18 protein-coding genes are annotated in these 17,422 nt (G+C 39.9%); 12 read left to right on the top strand and 6 right to left on the bottom strand.

Annotated features, from left to right (window positions below; all coding sequences use genetic code 11):
• Positions 1–60 precede the first annotated feature (60 nt).
• The 3 genes from FH971_RS02315 to hemE all read right to left on the bottom strand — a co-directional run bounded on the left by FH971_RS02315 (position 61) and on the right by hemE (position 3,661).
• Positions 61–249, bottom strand: a complete 189-nt coding sequence (locus FH971_RS02315) for a YgaP family membrane protein (protein ID WP_140233197.1) — start codon at positions 247–249, stop codon at positions 61–63.
• Positions 250–364: 115 nt separating this feature from the next.
• On the bottom strand, positions 365–1,957 hold the full coding sequence (locus FH971_RS02310; RefSeq protein WP_140233196.1) for an oleate hydratase: 1,593 nt from the start codon (positions 1,955–1,957) through the stop codon (positions 365–367).
• A gap of 639 nt (positions 1,958–2,596) precedes the next feature.
• Positions 2,597–3,661 carry a uroporphyrinogen decarboxylase gene (gene hemE / locus FH971_RS02305; RefSeq protein WP_137223317.1) on the bottom strand — a complete coding sequence of 355 codons (1,065 nt, stop codon included), beginning with the start codon at positions 3,659–3,661 and terminating at the stop codon, positions 2,597–2,599.
• A gap of 455 nt (positions 3,662–4,116) precedes the next feature.
• On the opposite strand from hemE, the gene rsd reads away from it, so the two are divergent.
• Complete coding sequence (rsd, locus tag FH971_RS02300) at positions 4,117–4,584, top strand: sigma D regulator (protein WP_137223319.1); 468 nt, start codon at positions 4,117–4,119, stop codon at positions 4,582–4,584.
• 76 nt (positions 4,585–4,660) lie between these two features.
• Here the strand turns inward: rsd and FH971_RS02295 are convergent, their stop codons facing one another.
• The 3 genes from FH971_RS02295 to FH971_RS02285 form a co-directional block, all read right to left on the bottom strand.
• Positions 4,661–5,710 carry an MJ1255/VC2487 family glycosyltransferase gene (locus FH971_RS02295; RefSeq protein ID WP_140233195.1) on the bottom strand — a complete coding sequence of 350 codons (1,050 nt, stop codon included), beginning with the start codon at positions 5,708–5,710 and terminating at the stop codon, positions 4,661–4,663.
• An 83-nt stretch (positions 5,711–5,793) separates the two neighbouring features.
• A complete protein-coding gene (locus FH971_RS02290) occupies positions 5,794–6,309 on the bottom strand; it encodes a phosphatase PAP2 family protein (RefSeq protein WP_137223323.1) in 516 nt (171 codons plus the stop codon).
• A 324-nt stretch (positions 6,310–6,633) separates the two neighbouring features.
• The gene (locus FH971_RS02285) at positions 6,634–6,882 is read right to left on the bottom strand and encodes a YgjV family protein (protein ID WP_140233194.1); all 249 of its coding nucleotides are present in this window, start codon (positions 6,880–6,882) and stop codon (positions 6,634–6,636) included.
• Between the two features lie 384 nt (positions 6,883–7,266).
• On the opposite strand from FH971_RS02285, the gene rraA reads away from it, so the two are divergent.
• The 11 genes from rraA (at position 7,267) to hemB (ending at position 17,188) form a co-directional block, all read left to right on the top strand.
• Positions 7,267–7,752, top strand: coding sequence for a ribonuclease E activity regulator RraA (gene rraA / locus FH971_RS02280; protein ID WP_137223327.1), 486 nt, complete (start codon positions 7,267–7,269; stop codon positions 7,750–7,752).
• A 520-nt stretch (positions 7,753–8,272) separates the two neighbouring features.
• Positions 8,273–9,028 carry a bifunctional demethylmenaquinone methyltransferase/2-methoxy-6-polyprenyl-1,4-benzoquinol methylase UbiE gene (gene ubiE, locus FH971_RS02275; RefSeq protein WP_137223329.1) on the top strand — a complete coding sequence of 252 codons (756 nt, stop codon included), beginning with the start codon at positions 8,273–8,275 and terminating at the stop codon, positions 9,026–9,028.
• The gene (locus tag FH971_RS02270; RefSeq protein ID WP_140233193.1) at positions 9,028–9,648 is read left to right on the top strand and encodes a ubiquinone biosynthesis accessory factor UbiJ; all 621 of its coding nucleotides are present in this window, start codon (positions 9,028–9,030) and stop codon (positions 9,646–9,648) included. The genes ubiE and FH971_RS02270 overlap by 1 nt, the downstream gene beginning before the upstream one ends.
• Positions 9,645–11,294, top strand: a complete 1,650-nt coding sequence (gene ubiB / locus FH971_RS02265; protein ID WP_140233192.1) for a ubiquinone biosynthesis regulatory protein kinase UbiB — start codon at positions 9,645–9,647, stop codon at positions 11,292–11,294. Before FH971_RS02270 ends, ubiB begins: the two co-directional genes overlap by 4 nt.
• 109 nt (positions 11,295–11,403) lie before the next feature.
• On the top strand, positions 11,404–11,655 hold the full coding sequence (tatA, locus tag FH971_RS02260; protein ID WP_137223335.1) for a Sec-independent protein translocase subunit TatA: 252 nt from the start codon (positions 11,404–11,406) through the stop codon (positions 11,653–11,655).
• Positions 11,656–11,661: 6 nt separating this feature from the next.
• Complete coding sequence (tatB, locus tag FH971_RS02255; protein WP_140233191.1) at positions 11,662–12,075, top strand: Sec-independent protein translocase protein TatB; 414 nt, start codon at positions 11,662–11,664, stop codon at positions 12,073–12,075.
• Between the two features lie 3 nt (positions 12,076–12,078).
• The gene (gene tatC, locus FH971_RS02250; RefSeq protein ID WP_140233190.1) at positions 12,079–12,837 is read left to right on the top strand and encodes a twin-arginine translocase subunit TatC; all 759 of its coding nucleotides are present in this window, start codon (positions 12,079–12,081) and stop codon (positions 12,835–12,837) included.
• A 59-nt stretch (positions 12,838–12,896) separates the two neighbouring features.
• Positions 12,897–13,403, top strand: coding sequence for a hypothetical protein (locus FH971_RS02245; protein WP_140233189.1), 507 nt, complete (start codon positions 12,897–12,899; stop codon positions 13,401–13,403).
• 19 nt (positions 13,404–13,422) lie between these two features.
• Positions 13,423–14,241 (top strand): TatD family hydrolase, encoded by an 819-nt coding sequence (locus tag FH971_RS02240; protein WP_140233188.1) that lies wholly within the window; start codon positions 13,423–13,425, stop codon positions 14,239–14,241.
• Positions 14,238–16,163, top strand: coding sequence for a sensor domain-containing diguanylate cyclase (locus FH971_RS02235; RefSeq protein ID WP_140233187.1), 1,926 nt, complete (start codon positions 14,238–14,240; stop codon positions 16,161–16,163). Before FH971_RS02240 ends, FH971_RS02235 begins: the two co-directional genes overlap by 4 nt.
• 14 nt (positions 16,164–16,177) lie before the next feature.
• Entirely contained in the window at positions 16,178–17,188 is a 1,011-nt protein-coding gene (gene hemB, locus FH971_RS02230; protein ID WP_140233186.1) for a porphobilinogen synthase, read from the top strand.
• The last annotated feature ends 234 nt before the right edge of the window (positions 17,189–17,422 follow it).

The raw sequence follows: 17,422 nt of genomic DNA, 5'->3' as shown, positions 1-17,422 counted from the left end.
GGGGCGCAAAGCCACAATATTACGGCTTAACGTCCCACACGAGCGTCTAACTAAACAAGATTATTTCTTGATCTTACAACTTGATATACCAAAAGGTACATAAGCAGGGCACCATCCAATTGCAGCAGTAAGAATAGGAATAATCCCAACAGCTCCCCACCATGACTGATAGTAAACACCAACTGCAATAACACATACTCCGAGTATGACCCTGATTATCCGATCTGTTTTACCTATATTACATTTCATATAAACCTCCATTTTGTGGTTTATGGTTATGACTAAAAACTAGCGCCGCAATGAGCTATCTTGCATCGTATGGTATTTCAACGATGCGGCTCACTTTTCTCGCTATCGTATTTGATCATCTACTAATGGCTTTAAGTGCCTCAAGTAGATATTTTGGATTATGAGTCGATTCGTACATAGGATGCACCTCCTTAACGGTATCAAACAAGCCATAAACTGCCATTTGAGCAGTTCTGACAGAATATTCAACGGTAAAAACACAATCTTTAGGGGCTTCTGCAAATTGGCCTAAAAAGGCAAAGTTTGTAGCCCCTTTGGGTATCACATCTGGTCTGTCACCCACATTTCTCGGCATAAACAAGCTATCAACAAACGGCATAGCAACAGGGATACAATTTACCTTTCCGGCTTTTGTTACTGGCTTCATCAACTCTTGAATATTCAAATGATAATAAAGCTCTTCTAACATTTCGGCACCAGTACACTCCGCCATTGTTTTATTAATATAATTACCTTTTCTATCAGGATAGAGCCCATAGCCCCAAAAAATCTTCACATCATCAGGTTGATTAGGAAAGTGAGGTTGGCGTGCTATTACAATTGACATCAGCCAGTTAGAATCGGTCATGGTGACAAGCCCGCCAGTTCCATCTACATTACCCGAGAAGTTCTCCATGTAATCGAGAAAGGTGCTGTCTTTCATTGTTGCCGTAAATGAGTACCATTTTTGCAAATCAATGTTGTCGCAAAATGGGCTTGGATTACCAAAAGAGGGATCTTTTTTGGCTATTTTTTTCCACAACATCCAAGAACCAGACTCTTGCACGCCCTTCAATTTTGCGGGAGCATCCCAGCTGCCATTATCGGTACTTTCTGTTATTGACCCATTGGTGAAAAACACAAAATCATTTTCCCCAAGTATAATTTCAGTATTGTCTTTGAAATAAAGCATCGTAGCCGTTTTTTTGTCTGCCGTTAAGTCGAAATCAATATCTACGACCTCTTTGCCCATTTCAAATTTCACCCTTTTTGCTTCGAGGTATGTTTTCATCGGCCTAACCACTGAGTCATATTGGTTATATTTAGTCCGCATGACCCCACCCAAACGGGGCAAGCCATCCACAAGGTGCATGAAGCGTTTCATATAACGCCTCATTTCAGCAAGACTGCTCCATTTTTGGAATGCAAACATGGAAGACCAGATAAACCAAAATGTAGTATCGAAGAAGCTTTGATCAAACCAATCTTCTATTCGTTTATCTCCTAAGGAGTTTTCTGAAACATAGGTCAACTTGATAAAATCCATTTGTTGCTCAAAGGACAATCCATATGATGACACATCCAATTTTTTGCCTTGTTTTAATAAACGGGCTTGTCCATTTGACACAAACCGTTGATTAAACTCATACGACTCATCTCTTACTGAAACATTTGGGTCTTCCAGCGAAGGGATATGCGAAAGCAGTTCCCAATAGCACTCATAATGCATTTCGTGCATTCTGCCACCACGAACGACATATCCGTGTTCAGGATCGCCAGCACCATCTGTAGCGCCACCAGCAATGGAGTCTTTTTCTAAAATATGAATATTCTCGCCAGCAATACCAGCATCTTTTTCTAAATAAACCGCACTCGCGAGCCCCGAAATGCCGCTACCAATAATGTACACTTTAGAATTTTTTTGATTTTGCCAGTTTTGGTTGTTCATGTTTTGACCCCATTAAGAATACTTATTTCAATCACATTAGTGATTTATCGTGCAGGGAAATTAGCCGGTTCTCTCGGTCGATTTAAACTAGTTGCTAGACAGCCATCAGGACTACATTTAGCAAATATTCCACCTATGCCATCCATTCTTTGGCTAATTGACATAGTGTCTTCCTATTAAGCTAACAATATGCCTTTATGACTAAAAAAACAGCAAAAATATTGCTTTAAACAATTAATCTTTGTTCGATATTTAGTCGTAAGCATTAGGCTTATTCAATACAGTAGAAAGGCTTCCATCAATTAAGTAAAAGATGAAATGGCTAGTTAAAAAAACAAGCTCAATCGCCATGGAGATTATTTCATTTTGATTATGACTGTAACTGTGAATGTGTCTGTGAATATAACGATGACTTAGAGAAATGTTGCCGGAACGGCTGAGTCCAATGAGGTTATAAACAGCAAGGCGTGGATGACTGTTTATCCCCTTTTAGCTAATGTGGGAGGAGCCTTACGATCTTAATCTGCTATGGTGGAAGATCATAAAAAAGATTCCTGTTTACAAGCATTGGTCAAATGACGAAAACAGAAACAAAAAAGCGAACCCGAAGGCTCGCTTTTTTTCAGCAAATACTGTTGGTTACTTGTGGTATTTACCCGATAACTCATGCACAGAATTGATAAATGCACCGGCATGTTCAGGATCAACATGTTGATGAATACCATGGCCTAAGTTAAATACATGGCCAGTACCTTCACCATAACTAGCTAGAATTTGATCCACTTCTTGATGGATGCGTTCTGGCGTAGCATATAACATTGATGGGTCCATGTTACCTTGCAGCGCCACTTTATGGCCTACACGACGACGAGCATCACCAATATCAACTGTCCAGTCTAAACCTAACGCATCACAACCTGTTTCAGCCATAGACTCTAACCATAATCCGCCACCTTTAGTAAATAAGGTAACAGGTACTTTACGGCCGTCTGCAAAACGGGTTAAACCATCAACAATTTTTTGCATATAACGTAATGAAAATTCACGATAAGCGTGATGCGATAACGCACCGCCCCATGAATCGAATATCATTAACGATTGCGCACCGTTAGCCACTTGAGCATTAAGATATAACACTACTGAGTCAGCTAACTTGTCTAATAGCATGTGCAATGCAGCTGGTTCGGCATAAGCCATACGCTTAATTTTTTCGAATGTTTTGCTTGAACCGCCTTCAACCATGTAAGTGGCTAAAGTCCAAGGTGAACCAGAAAAACCGATTAATGGAACTTCGCCATTTAGTTCGCGGCGAATGGTGCTCACAGCACGCATTACATAACCTAATTCATCTTCTGGATCAGGAATTGATAACTTTTTAATTGCATCGATGGTGTCAGTCGGACGTTCAAAACGAGGACCTTCGCCAGCTTCAAAATACAAACCAAGGCCCATTGCATCAGGCACTGTCAGGATATCTGAGAATAAAATTGCGGCATCTAAATCATAACGACGTAATGGCTGTAATGTCACTTCGCAAGCAAGCTCAGCATTACGACACAACGACATAAAGTCACCCGCTTGAGCGCGAACTTCTTTATATTCAGGTAAATAACGTCCAGCTTGACGCATCATCCATACTGGTGTGACATCAACTGGTTGCTTTAACAACGCACGTAAATAACGATCGTTTTTTAATTCTGCCATGTGGGCTTTCTTCCTAGACTGTTATGATTTCTGCTGGCGGGTAGTTTAGCACTTACGCGATTAATGTAACCTCTCATGGGATATTTATGTGAGCTATTCCTAAATCTTGCAGTTATTTTTCTAACATCTTGACTATCTTGCTCACAAAATACACAGGACTGGCGTATAAATCGCAAATTATTAGATTAAACGTTGCGTCAAGGTAAGTGGTTTGGTATAAAAAGTGTGCGCTAGCAAGAACAATCAAGAAGCCCGACATATCGAGCCTTTGAAAACTTAGTTACCCCGTGATGGTTCAGCCATCACGGGGTTTTTTATTGTTCTATTTCCTACCAGTTGTTCTTTTGCCTCTAAAGCTGATGGCTATATAAGCAAATAAAAATAAAACAGTTGATCACAATACACTTTGTCCAATACATTAGTTGATACATACAGACTGCCAATTAGGATAATACATGCTAACAAAACTCGAAAAAGCAGAAAAACGTTGGGGCGGTGCTAATAATTTAATCGATCAATGGCTTGATAACCGCCGAAAATTACTGGTTCAATATTTTATTGTTGCTGGATTAGCACCTTATTCACGTAGCGAAAAATCACTGCCAAGCATGGATCAAGTAAAACAATTTTGCGATCAATTAGTCGACTATGTCTCTGAAGGCCATTTTGAGGTGTACAACAATGTACTCAAAGCTTGTGAAAAGTTTGGTGAATCGAGCATCGAAACTAGCAATGCCTTGTTGCCGCTCATCAGTGAAAGCACCGACATAGCATTAGATTTCCACGATAAATATACCGATACAGCAGATGAACAAGTGTTGTATCAACTTGATAATGATTTATCTCATTTGGCACAAGCGATGGAATCACGATTCGAATTAGAAGATCAACTTCTTGAGATTCTTTACAAGCGTAATGCTTAAATGACAATACCCGATTAAAGAGTGTGATGTTGTTGCACACTTTTTATTCAAAGCAATAAAATACTTATTTCAAATCCTATTGCCGTTTATGCCAATTTTCAGGCAGTTCTACTTGTGACCATAAACGTTTACATAAATCTTGCGGTTGATGCCAATCACCCATTGTTAGCCACTCCACCAATGCATCACCTACTTGTGGATAAGCAATGGGTTTAGGTGATGGACTTTTCAACCAACGTTTAAATACCATAGTATCTAAAGTCTGCATGCTTTCTGCTGCGGCCAATAATTGCAACGCTGCCACATTAGCAGATTGCTCAAACTGCCCCTGTAAAGGTTTAACCAATAATTTCTTACCTAGCGTCATCGCCTCACTAGCTAACTCGAAACCGGCATTGCCGATCACCCCGCCACATTGCGCCATGCGCTGTTTAAAACCTTCACGATTAAAACCATGCCAATGAATATGGTCCGCTAATTTTTTCAAAGGCTTGGCGCTGTGATAAACAAAGAAATGGTATTGATCAAAAGGCGCTAAAAACGCCGCTATACGGTCGGCATCTTCAAAGGGCAAATAGACTAAAATCTGATGGCTATGATCCCCCTTATTGGACGACACCTCGACAAAAGGCGGCAAAATAGGAAAACCAAAGTGATGCCAATGACAACCTAAACCAATGTCGACAGGCGCAAAATGATTAAGCAAGAACTCGTTAAACCAGCTATTGCCTTGTTTAGGAACAGGATGCTGTAATGCTGCTTGATGACTAATGGCTATCGATGGCACATTTTGTTGTTTAGCAGCCCAGGCGCTAACGGGTTCAAAGTCATTTAACACTAAGTCATAACCCGTTAAATCTAATTGTTTAATCTCTGATAAAATGGGTGTTTTTAAATTACATTGGGCCGTTTTAACGGTATTCACCCGACCATTTTCAGTCACAAAAGTCATACCGTTACGTGTCTGATAATCGCCAAAACATTGCATATCAAAATAATGTTGCGGTGTACGGCCTGAAAATAAAAAATCGACATCGACATTTTGATGTTTAAGCGCCTTAGACATTACCCGCGCGCGGCTGATATGGCCATTACCTGTACCTTGGACTCCATACAAAATTTTCATATTGCTTTCATCCCTTTACAGCTGAATTAACACAATTAAACACACTAGATTTATTGCTTCATGAGTTGTCAAAAGATGAGTTATCACGACATGAGTTGCTCAACAAGTAATACCGATCCCATTCCTAAGCCTGCTCCTGCAATAATATCCAATGGATAATGCACTCCAAGAGCAATCCGCGATGAACCGACAAAACAAGCCCAAGCAAATGCTATCGGTGCTAAAGTCGGAAATACCACATTCACCACGCTGGCAAACACAAAGGCCCCAGCGGTGTGTCCTGACGGTAAGCTAAATTTATCTGAAGGTTCAAAACTAGATTCAAACCCTGCTAAAGCGTGACAAGGACGATGACGTCGAATGCTGTTTTTCAGCAGTAAATACAAAGGAAACTCAACCAAGAAACTGCCAAGAACTAAATTAAAAAAATGCTGCCCATTGGGATGAAAAAACAATAACGCGACCGATAAATAAACATAATAGTGACCATCACCAGTTGCAGACACGCGCTTAGCAGCTTGGTTCAGAGTATTCTCTCGGCTAAATTGTACGATCCAATAAAACACATATTTATCTAACTGGCTGATACTTATCTTCATGCTTGACTCCATGCCAAACGCCGGGAAAATCATTAACCCGATCAAAGTTATGTATTTGTTAACAGATTAAATAATAGTGAACTGGAATGAACGCGAGGTGACAGTTAGCCTAAAGTTTTATGACAGACGAAATGAATTAATGATTACACATCAGAAATGAGCTATAGAATCGAAATGGCTAAGACGGTTAATCTTCCCTAGTTAATATATATTGAGCGATCAGTAGATACCAATGAATGCCCCATAAAAAATCCCCTCATACAGGTATGAAGGGATTTTTTAAATGTTGATTATCGTAAATTAATCAAACTCATTCCACAAACGTTATGCCGTTTCAGGCTGTAAGCCTTTATTACGATAAATCTTAATTAAGTGAAAAATGTTAATGCATGCGACAAAGGCATTCATGCCCGCTACTGGCCAAGCTTCGATTGCATATCCATATGCAACAAAAAAAGAACAGCCGACAAAATTTAACCATCTTAGTAAAATGATGTCTTTCATCATCAGCGAAATGGCGACCATAATTGATGCGGCATAACCTAAGATTTCAATAATATTGATATTTTCCATAAGAACCTCTATTCAGACCCTCTGCCTTCCGTGTGCGTAATGAGGGTTCCGTGCCCCTAAAGTTAGTATTTTTTTGTAAACTAACATTAATAAATCTACCAATATGCTAACAAACTGTTGAACAAAAATGTAATTAAAAAACGTATTAGGATGACTTAAATCAACATATATCAACTAATTAGTTCAATTTGAAAGAAAATTACTTCCAAATCTGATCTCTGTTCTGTATTTAGGTCAATGGCCATTTAGGGATAAAACGCAGCGTAAGTTGATTTATAACAATCCGGTGATTGATAAGGCTTTTATTTTCACAAAAAGCTCATATAATTCATTTAACTTTGCTTTACCCAGCAATTTACCGTTGCTGTCCAACAGGAGTGAATTATGGAATATAACACCTCAGAACTGTGCGACATGTATATAGATGTAGTCGATGTCGTCGAGCCGATGTTCAGTAACTACGGTGGTTGCAGCTCCTTCGGTGGCTCAATCAGTACCATTAAGTGTTTTGAAGACAACGGCCTGATTGCTGATGCCTTAGAAGAAGACGGTGAAGGTAAAGTGTTATTAGTCGATGGTGGTGGTTCACTTAGACGCGCTCTACTGGATGCTAGAATCGTGGAACTTGCCGTTGCCAACAATTGGGAAGGCATTATTATTTACGGATCTGTGCGTGATGTCGACGCCCTTGAAGAACTTGATATCGGTATTCAAGCGCTGGCTTCAATTCCTGTTGGTGCTGAAGGTAATGGTATTGGAGAAGTTGAAATTCCGGTGAATTTTGGCGGCGTAACCTTCCTACCTGGCGATCACATTTATGCCGATAATACCGGTGTTATTTTATCTCCAGAACCATTAGATATTGATTAACTATAGCCAAGCCTGTGTCAGCTTATAAATGCCGGCACACTCGCCATAAAAAAACCAGCATAGCTGGTTTTTTTATGGCTGTAATATAGAGAACTATTATGCAGATTATATTGGCAAGCATTGTTCATGGCGTTACGCTCATTTATCTGAGTAATCCCCTGCATGATGCTACGTATATGAACAAGCGGGTTATAGTGATGTAGGCCAATGGCTTAGTGAGTTGATGCATGCTTATATTCAATGGCCATTAACTTGCCTAAAGTAGAATCGATAGCAGCTATTCATTAAAGACTCATTTTGTGCTCTAATGCAGGGAAAATTTTAGCCTTAATAGCTTATGCTTATTGGGGTTAGTCGACGTGAAGAGCATTGCCGTGTTCAAGTTGATGTGAAATCTGTGTCCAGCGTAAGGTAAGACAACTAATTGATTGTTGTCACACTCTAGCACCACGGCATTTCAGCAATCATTCGCAATGGCATACACTTGCTATTAATTATCGCACATTATAGGAATATACCGATGTCTGAAGGCGAACCAAAAAACACTCATTTTGGATATAAAACTGTCGAAGCTGATAAGAAGGCAGACTTAGTCGCTGATGTGTTTCATTCCGTTGCAGCAAAATACGACATAATGAATGACGTAATGTCTTTTGGAGTTCACCGCTTTTGGAAGCGTCACACCATTGAAGTAGCCGCTGCTCGACCGGGCATGAAAGTGCTTGATTTAGCCGGTGGAACGGGCGACTTAACCGCTAAATTTTCAAACTTAGTCGGCGACCGTGGTCAAGTTGTTCTTGCTGATATTAATGATTCGATGCTCAAAGTCGGCCGAACAAAATTACGTGACAAAGGCATTGTCAATAACGTCAGTTATGTTCAAGCTAATGCTGAAGCACTGCCGTTTCCTGATAACCATTTTGACATTATCACCATCGCATTCGGTTTACGTAATGTAACCGATAAAGATGCAGCACTGCGTTCAATGCACCGCGTTTTAAAACCTGGCGGAAAACTACTAGTACTTGAATTTTCAACACCTAAGCATGAATTAATGCGTAAAGTATACGACATGTATAGCTTTAAGGTATTGCCAAAAATGGGCGCATTAATCACTAAAGATGCCGACAGTTACGAATACCTTGCCGAATCTATTCGGATGCATCCTGATCAAGAGACTCTTAAGCAGATGATGATAGATGCAGGGTTTGAACAAGTTGACTACACCAATATGACCGATGGCGTTGTCGCATTGCATAGAGGTTATAAGTTCTAATGCTACCCAATCACTTTGCTTTATTAACCTGTGCTGCGATTGAAACCGCTTTTAACCAATTGCCCAAACAGGCTAAAGATGACTATGCTCGGCAGAAATCATTACACGGCAAAGTATTTTGTATCCAGTTGAGCCAGCTAAGCTGGCCAATCTATTTGGTATTTGCCAAGCAAATTCAAGTGCTCAGTTATTATGATGCTAACGTTGCAGTGACGGTTAAGGCCGATTTATCGACCTTATATCAACTCACTGAAGGCGCCAACTTAACAGAGTTAATCAAACAAGATAAGCTCAGTCTTGAAGGTGATATTCAATTACTGCAAACTTTGAGTCACTATTTACAGAATATTCATTTTGATTTTGCCGAACCATTATCACACTATATCGGTGATGCTCCGACACATAAACTGGTTACCACTGCGAGACAATTTAGCGATGATGTTAAGCAAGTGATACAAAAAACACGCTCGCATATCAGCCAACTGACAACTGAAGAATATCGTTTGGCACCACATAAAATTGAATGGCTGCATTTTCGTGATAATCTAGATGAACTCGTCAGCCAAACCGACGCAGTTGAAACCAAGATAGCCCAATTAAGAGATCAAATAACTCCATGACATTTGCAAGTATCAGGCGTGGTTACCATGTCATTAAAACCATTCTCCATTTTGGCTTAGATGACTTAATTCCTCGACATAAAAAGCCCTGGTATTTTTCAATCCTACGTAACAGCTTATTTTGGATCCGCAATAAACATAAGCAGAAGTCCCATGCCGAACGTTTAAAGTTAGCCATGGAAGATTTAGGTCCTGTGTACATAAAGCTGGGGCAAATGTTATCAACTCGTCGCGATCTACTTGATGACGAGTGGGCTTACCAATTAGCCATGTTACAAGACCAAGTGCCACCATTTGACTCAGCCTTGGCACGCCAAGCAATTGAAGCAGAACTAAAGGCACCGATAGAAACTTATTTTGATGACTTTAATGACACGCCATTAGCCTCCGCCTCTATCTCTCAAGTGCATACCGCCACATTAAAGTCGAACGGTAAAGACGTAGTACTGAAAGTATTGCGCCCAAATGTCGAACAGCAAATATTAGCTGACTTACAGTTAATGACTCAAACTGCCAACATACTAGAAGCTTTATTGGGTGAAGGTAATCGTTTACGTCCCGCCGAAGTGATTGAAGATTACCAAACTACTATTTTAGGTGAACTGAACCTCAAACTCGAAGCACTCAATGCCATAAAACTGCGTAATAACTTTATTGACTCAAATTCATTATACGTACCCTTTGTTTACGAGGAACACAGCTACAAACGCCTAATGGTGATGGAACGTATTTACGGTATCCCAGTGTCTGATACAGCAGCGCTGCGGGCCCAAGGCACCAATTTTAAACTGCTTGCGGAACGTGGCGTTGAGTTATTTTTCACTCAAGTGTTTCGAGACAATTTTTTCCACGCAGATATGCATCCAGGAAATATCTTTATCAGCCGTGAACATCCCGATGATCCATTTTATATCGGTCTAGACTGCGGGATTATGGGCACCTTAACCGATGTTGATAAGCGTTATCTTGCCGAAAACTTTCTGGCTTTTTTTAATCGTGATTATCGCCGCATTGCACAGTTGTATATTGAATCGGGTTGGGTTTCAGAACACACTGACGTTATTGCTTTCGAGCAAGCGGTTAAAGTGGTATGCGAACCAATGTTTAATAAACCACTCGATGAAATTTCATTTGGACATGTACTGCTGGAACTTTTTAAAACAGCACGTCAGTTTGATATCGTGGTGCAACCACAACTTGTGCTACTGGAAAAAACGTTACTGTACATAGAAGGTTTAGGTCGCCAGTTGTATCCACAACTAGACTTGTGGCAAACAGCGAAACCTTTTTTAGAAGATTGGATGTCAGAACAAGTTGGCCCTAAGGCCATGTATAACAAAGTAAAATCAAATGCACCTTTTTGGGCAGACAAACTCCCTGAGTTTCCTGAATTAATTTACGATAATTTAAAGCTAGGGCGTAAATTACTCGGCACTCAACAGCAAATGTTAGATAAGTATTTGCGTTATCAACAAAAATCACACAAGAGCAATTATCTACTGATCACTTCTGCTGTATTGTTGATCTGCGGCACAATTTTATTTACTCAAATAGCTACACTATGGCTAACGTATAGCTGTATTGGTGCTGGAATATTGATTTGGGCGATAGGATGGAGATCTAGGCCAAAGAATCGCAAATTTTAGCTAGCACTAATTTATTAGACGTTCATAATACTTAAAGAATTGGGTGGTATTATGGATTTTGAAATAATTATTTTACAAAACCATTTTTTATTTAAAGAGGATAATCTTCATGGGCGGCATCAGTATTTGGCAGCTTCTAATCGTAGCGTTAATTGTCATTCTATTATTTGGGACAAAAAAATTGCGTTCTTTGGGCGGTGATTTAGGTGGAGCAGTAAAAGGCTTTAAAAATGCCATGACTCCAGAAGATGAAACCAAACCTGTAGAAGAAAGCAAGTCTATAGAAGACCAAGAAAAAACAGCTGCGACTTCGCAACAGGCTGCAGAAAAGCAACCTGAATCTAAAGATAAACAGGCGTAATTTATTATGTTTGACGGTATCGGCTTTATGGAGCTGCTGCTGATCGGTATTTTGGGGCTAGTGGTACTTGGCCCCGAAAGACTTCCGGTTGCAGTGCGTTCAATTACAGGTTGGATCCGCGCGCTTAAGCGCATGGCAAACTCTGTCAAAGATGAACTTGAACAAGAGCTTAAAATTGATCAGCTACATGCCGATTTAAAGAAAGCAGAAAGTAAAGGTTTAGCTAATTTGTCACCAGAGCTACAAGAGTCAATTGATCAGTTGAAGCAAGCTGCTGCGTCAGTAAATCGACCATATAAGGTTGAAGACACGCCAACAGTTACGCCAACAAAATCACCTGACACATCGGCCCCTGTCGCTGAAGTTAAGTCACCTGAAGTGGCCAGCGAAAGCAGCTCAACCCCTAAATCTAACGGATAATTCATGTCGCAACAGCTACCGCTTATTAGCCATTTGCTTGAATTACGTAATAAATTGCTTAAAGCCATTGGCAGTGTATTACTGGTATTCATCGCTATTGTGTATTGGGCTAATGATATTTATCACTACATAGCCTTGCCTTTAATGCGTTCGCTTCCAGAAACCGGCAGCATGATTGCAACCGACGTTGCTGCGCCCTTTTTTGCACCGTTCAAATTAACACTGGTGTTAGCATTCTTTATTGCCATTCCCTATGTTCTTTATCAGGTTTGGTCTTTTGTTGCGCCAGGTTTATACAAGCATGAAAAGCGCCTAGTCGTTCCTCTATTAACTAGTAGTACCCTGCTATTTTATCTTGGAATAGCTTTTGCCTACTATATTGTTTTCCCCGTTGTATTTGGTTTTTTTACCAGCGTAGTCCCAGATGGTGTTCAAGTTGCGACCGATATCAGCAGTTATTTGAGTTTTATTCTTAAACTGTTTTTTGCCTTTGGTTTAGCCTTTGAAATCCCTGTCGCCGTGGTTTTACTATGTTGGGCGGGTGTCACTACACCTGATGAATTACGCAAAAAACGTCCTTATATTGTGGTTGGCGCATTTGTTATCGGTATGTTTTTAACTCCTCCAGATATTATTTCTCAGACTATGCTAGCGGTTCCAATGCTGTTATTGTTTGAGGGTGGTCTAATCGCCGCACGCTTTTACAGTAAAAAAGACGATGAATCAGAGAGCGAGCCAGAGAGCGAGCACACTGATAACTAAATTCAATGGTCTTACTCGGACCATTTAGTTTAGCCAGACAATATAATAAGGAAGAATCAATGCGTTTAAGTTTAATTGCAGTAGGCATCATATTGATGTCGACTAATGTCTATGCCAATTCGAATCTTGGCCAGCAGTTGTCTATATGTGCAGCCAAAACTGATAAGCTCGAGCGTTTAATCTGTTATGACGAATTAGCCGCTAACGCTAAACCTAGCGCACATATAATGGCTCCAGCATCACCTAAAGTTGTTACAGCTAAACCATCAGTAGCAGTCCCTGTTGTTCGAGCTCCTGTAGAGAGTGTAGATACTTTTGGCTTAAAAAAGAAAGTCGTAGAGAAGCAAATCGACAAAATTTATTTTGAAGTATCTGCTGTCAAAAAAGGACCATACGACGAATTAATTATTACTCTCACCAATGGTCAAGTTTGGAAGCAAACCAATCCTGAACGTTACAAAGTCATCAAAGGCCAACGTATCTTTATAAAATCAGGCGCACTAAGCTCATTTTTACTAGGTAACGATGAACGTAAAGCGACGACTCGAGTTAGACGATTAAAGTAACATTAGTTACTATTATTACATGACTCAATACATCGACATTGCCGTCAATTTGCTTAGCGACAGGCTCAAGCACGATATTGACAATATAATCAATGATGCGGCGACACAATATGTTTCGCCGTTAATTGTTATTGGCAGCGATCTAGATGAAAGTGCTAAAGCAATAACCCTCTGCCAACAATACCCATATAAACTCTACTGCACGACAGGTGTTCATCCACATAATGCCTCTTCTTGGGATCAACACAGCAAAATACGTTTAGCACTACTTGCTCAGCAACAAACTGTCGTTGCTATTGGTGAATGTGGGCTTGATTACAATCGTGATTTTTCACCACGCTCAGCACAACGAAAAGCATTTGCTGCACAATTAGAGTTGGCTTGTGAGCTCAACATGCCGGTATTAATGCATTGTCGTGAAGCACATAATGATTTTATCGCCATTGTAAATGAGTATCGGGCAAATCTCCCTAATGCGTTACTACACTGTTTTACAGGCAGTAAAAATGAGCTAATAGAATGCTTAGCAGCAGATTTATATATTGGTATCACTGGTTGGATTTGCGATGAACGCCGAGGGCAAGGGCTCGCTCAATTAGTGCCATTAATTCCTGATAATCGCATTATGGCAGAAACTGATAGCCCTTACTTATTACCACGCAATATGCGACCGAAACCTAAGTCGAGCAAAAACTTACCTCAGTATTTACCTTATATCGTTGAACAGATGGCAAATCTCCGTCAACAATTACCACAAACATTAGCACAGGCATGCTACAAAAATAGTTGTGATTTTTTCCAATTACCTGCATCTGAAAACATAAGTTGTCATTCATGAAAAATAATGCAACTTATCGTTTATCCTGCGGTTATCTTTATCATGTAAGCGTGATAATTGGGTTATGTTTGCTGTTCATTGGTCAACACAGTTGGGCGAGTACCTTCTCCCCTATGCCACTTAGACTGACATCAGATTCCATCACCAAAATTGAATTACAAGAATGGGTATATGCCAACCAGAGCAATGATATTGGAACCTTAACCCAGCTACTACAACAACCAGAAAATACTTGGGGGAAAGTCAATACCACCCAACCATATCGAATAGGCATTAAAAACTATTGGGTAAGTTTTAGTATATTTACCCCCAATGACAACCTGTCACGCATCATTGCGTTAGATAATCCATTGCTAGATAGCGTTAAAATATATCACCTAATTAATGGTAGGCTAATTGGAACTGAAGTCATGGGTGATAGCCTGCCATTTAAACAACGTCCATTACAAAGTAATATATTTTTATATCCTGTCAACTTCGAGCCTGGTGACACCCATACTTTTTATTTTAAAATAGACACTAAAGGCAGTGTTAGCCTGCCATTGGTATTATGGTCTTCAAACGATCTCACCCAACTCACTGAAACTAAAAATTTATTTAATGGTATGCAAATTGGTTTATTGCTTGCCATTTGTTTATTCAGTTTATTCATCGCGCTCGCTTCTGGATCATTTAGCTACAGTTATTACTGTGGTTATGTATTAGGGCTAACATTATTGACCGCTACGATATATGGCGTCTCATTTCGTTATTTATGGCCTCAATGGCCAATTATTCAACAATATATTTTCCTCATTCTTATCCCATTGACATTAGCATTCTCATTATTGTTTACTGAAAAAGTATTACAGCTCAAATACCATAATTTAAAAATGTTACGAATTTGCAGAGTAATGGCAGGACTGTGTTTTGGTTTGACCATTATTATGCCGTTTATTAACTACAGTACGGCGCTTTATACCCTAGTGTTTGTAGTATTGACCATCAGTATAATATTAATTGCTTTCTCGTTGATCCAAGCCTTTGGTGGTCAACGCAATGCACCTTTATATGCCATCGGTCGATTTGGATTTATGCTTGGTTGTATCGTTACTGGGTTAATTTATATTGGTATAATTAGCCCCGGTTTTTCTCCACTAATACCCGTTATGATAGGGCTCACTTTTGAAGTGATTACCATGGCTGCGGTGCTGGCATTACGCTACAACGACGAACGAAAAGCAAAGTTAAAGATCCAACAACAAGCATTAGAACAAGCCCAGCGGTTACGCGAAACTCGTGAAGAAGCGCTGCGCAGTGAAGCAGAAAATAGCGAAAAGCTTGAGACAATGGTGCAAGAACGCACTTTAGAGTTAGAAGTTACTTTGCGTGAGCTTAATGATGTTAACCAACAACTGACAGAACAAAATACCATTGATAGTCTTACCGGGGTAAAAAACCGCAGTGCATTCGATCGTCGTTTAATTGCTGAAGGGCGGATCAGCCGTCGCCAACAAACGCCTATGTCATTATTAATGATTGATATTGATAAATTTAAAAGTATCAATGACCAATTTGGCCACCTCAGTGGTGACTACACCATACAAACGATTGCCAATACATTAAGCGAATATTTAAAGCGTCCAACAGATCTCGTATCACGTTTTGGTGGCGAAGAGTTTGCTATTATTTTGCCATGCACTGATAAAGACGGTGCTTTACTCGTTGCTGAACAAATTCGTCAGGCAATCAGCGAACTCAACATTGTCCATAATGGCCACTCGATGCCTATAACAATCAGTATCGGTGTAAGCACTGCGATTATCGACAGTGATGAGCATCCAATATTATTACTTGAACAAGCAGATAAATCCCTGTATCAAGCTAAACGCAGCGGCCGAAACAAAGTTTGCTACTACCAGCTAGAAACAGACCAGACCTAAACCAGGAGTCGAAATTGAATATTATTACTAGTGCTTTCCCACAGCGCAGAATGCGCCGCATGCGTAAACATGAATTTAGCCGTCGTTTGATGTCTGAAAATACGTTAACGGTTAATGATCTCATTTATCCTATGTTTGTATTAGAAGGTTTTCAACGCTCTGAAAAAATTGCCTCAATGCCTGGAATTGAACGATTTTCAATTGATCTATTATTAAAAGAAGCCGCTGAACTTGTTGAACTTGGCATTCCGCTTATCGCGTTATTCCCCGTCACACCAGCAGATAAAAAGAGCTTACTTGCCGAAGAGTCTTACAATCCAGATGGGTTAGTACAGCGTGCAGTACGTGAGTTAAAGCAAGCTTTCCCACAGCTCGGTATTATGACTGATGTAGCTTTAGATCCGTACACGACTCACGGCCAAGATGGCATCATCGATGACACTGGCTATATTATCAATGACATCACTTCAGAGATATTAGTCAAACAGGCTCTATCACATGCTGAAGCGGGTGCGGATATTGTTGCACCATCTGATATGATGGACGGTCGCATTGGCGCTATTCGTCAAACCCTTGAAAGTAAGGGCTTTGTTAATACCCAAATAATGGCTTATTCAGCGAAATATTCATCAAGCTATTATGGGCCGTTTCGTGATGCAGTCGGATCAGCAAGTAATTTAAAAGGTGGCAATAAGCATAGCTACCAGATGGATCCAGCCAATAGCGATGAAGCTTTACATGAAGTGGCATTAGACATTCAAGAAGGTGCCGACATGGTAATGGTTAAGCCTGGCATGCCTTATTTAGACATAGTTCATCGTGTTAAAACAGAATTAGCCGTGCCGACTTTTGCTTATCAGGTAAGTGGAGAATACGCCATGCACATGGCTGCAATTCAAAACGGTTGGTTAGCAGAAAAAGCCATAGTAATGGAGTCATTACTTTGCTTTAAGCGCGCTGGGGCTGATGGTATTTTAACTTATTTTGCTAAACGTGCTGCTCAATGGTTAAAAGAGCAAAATTAATAAACATCACTCATTAAGTCATTATTAAGCCAATCAATTTCTGATTGGCTTTTTATTTTATAATGTAATATCACTTTCATTAATTATATAAGTAACCTGAGTGCTCCCCAAGGGCGGATTTCTGTTCCTTTATGCTGCTTAATATGATTTAGACATACAACTGCATGGTCTATTTTATTCCATAAAAAAATAACAAGTTTCTGCCATCCATGACGATCAGATGCAAAAAATAGA

It is taken from the genome of Shewanella polaris (assembly GCF_006385555.1).
Lineage (GTDB): Bacteria > Pseudomonadota > Gammaproteobacteria > Enterobacterales > Shewanellaceae > Shewanella > Shewanella polaris.
Note: the sequence above shows the minus strand (reverse complement) of the source record. Positions and strands in the feature narration are given on the sequence as shown.

Coding starts and splice junctions, on each gene's coding strand:
- FH971_RS02285 (WP_140233194.1), bottom strand. CDS start 6,882: ATGGAAAATATCAATATTATTGAAATCTTAGGTTATGCCGCATCAATT.
- ubiE (WP_137223329.1), top strand. CDS start 8,273: ATGTCTGAAGGCGAACCAAAAAACACTCATTTTGGATATAAAACTGTC.
- rraA (WP_137223327.1), top strand. CDS start 7,267: ATGGAATATAACACCTCAGAACTGTGCGACATGTATATAGATGTAGTC.
- FH971_RS02235 (WP_140233187.1), top strand. CDS start 14,238: ATGAAAAATAATGCAACTTATCGTTTATCCTGCGGTTATCTTTATCAT.
- tatA (WP_137223335.1), top strand. CDS start 11,404: ATGGGCGGCATCAGTATTTGGCAGCTTCTAATCGTAGCGTTAATTGTC.
- tatB (WP_140233191.1), top strand. CDS start 11,662: ATGTTTGACGGTATCGGCTTTATGGAGCTGCTGCTGATCGGTATTTTG.
- FH971_RS02290 (WP_137223323.1), bottom strand. CDS start 6,309: ATGAAGATAAGTATCAGCCAGTTAGATAAATATGTGTTTTATTGGATC.
- hemE (WP_137223317.1), bottom strand. CDS start 3,661: ATGGCAGAATTAAAAAACGATCGTTATTTACGTGCGTTGTTAAAGCAA.
- FH971_RS02240 (WP_140233188.1), top strand. CDS start 13,423: ATGACTCAATACATCGACATTGCCGTCAATTTGCTTAGCGACAGGCTC.
- FH971_RS02245 (WP_140233189.1), top strand. CDS start 12,897: ATGCGTTTAAGTTTAATTGCAGTAGGCATCATATTGATGTCGACTAAT.
- rsd (WP_137223319.1), top strand. CDS start 4,117: ATGCTAACAAAACTCGAAAAAGCAGAAAAACGTTGGGGCGGTGCTAAT.
- FH971_RS02315 (WP_140233197.1), bottom strand. CDS start 249: ATGAAATGTAATATAGGTAAAACAGATCGGATAATCAGGGTCATACTC.
- FH971_RS02270 (WP_140233193.1), top strand. CDS start 9,028: ATGCTACCCAATCACTTTGCTTTATTAACCTGTGCTGCGATTGAAACC.
- tatC (WP_140233190.1), top strand. CDS start 12,079: ATGTCGCAACAGCTACCGCTTATTAGCCATTTGCTTGAATTACGTAAT.
- ubiB (WP_140233192.1), top strand. CDS start 9,645: ATGACATTTGCAAGTATCAGGCGTGGTTACCATGTCATTAAAACCATT.
- FH971_RS02295 (WP_140233195.1), bottom strand. CDS start 5,710: ATGAAAATTTTGTATGGAGTCCAAGGTACAGGTAATGGCCATATCAGC.
- FH971_RS02310 (WP_140233196.1), bottom strand. CDS start 1,957: ATGAACAACCAAAACTGGCAAAATCAAAAAAATTCTAAAGTGTACATT.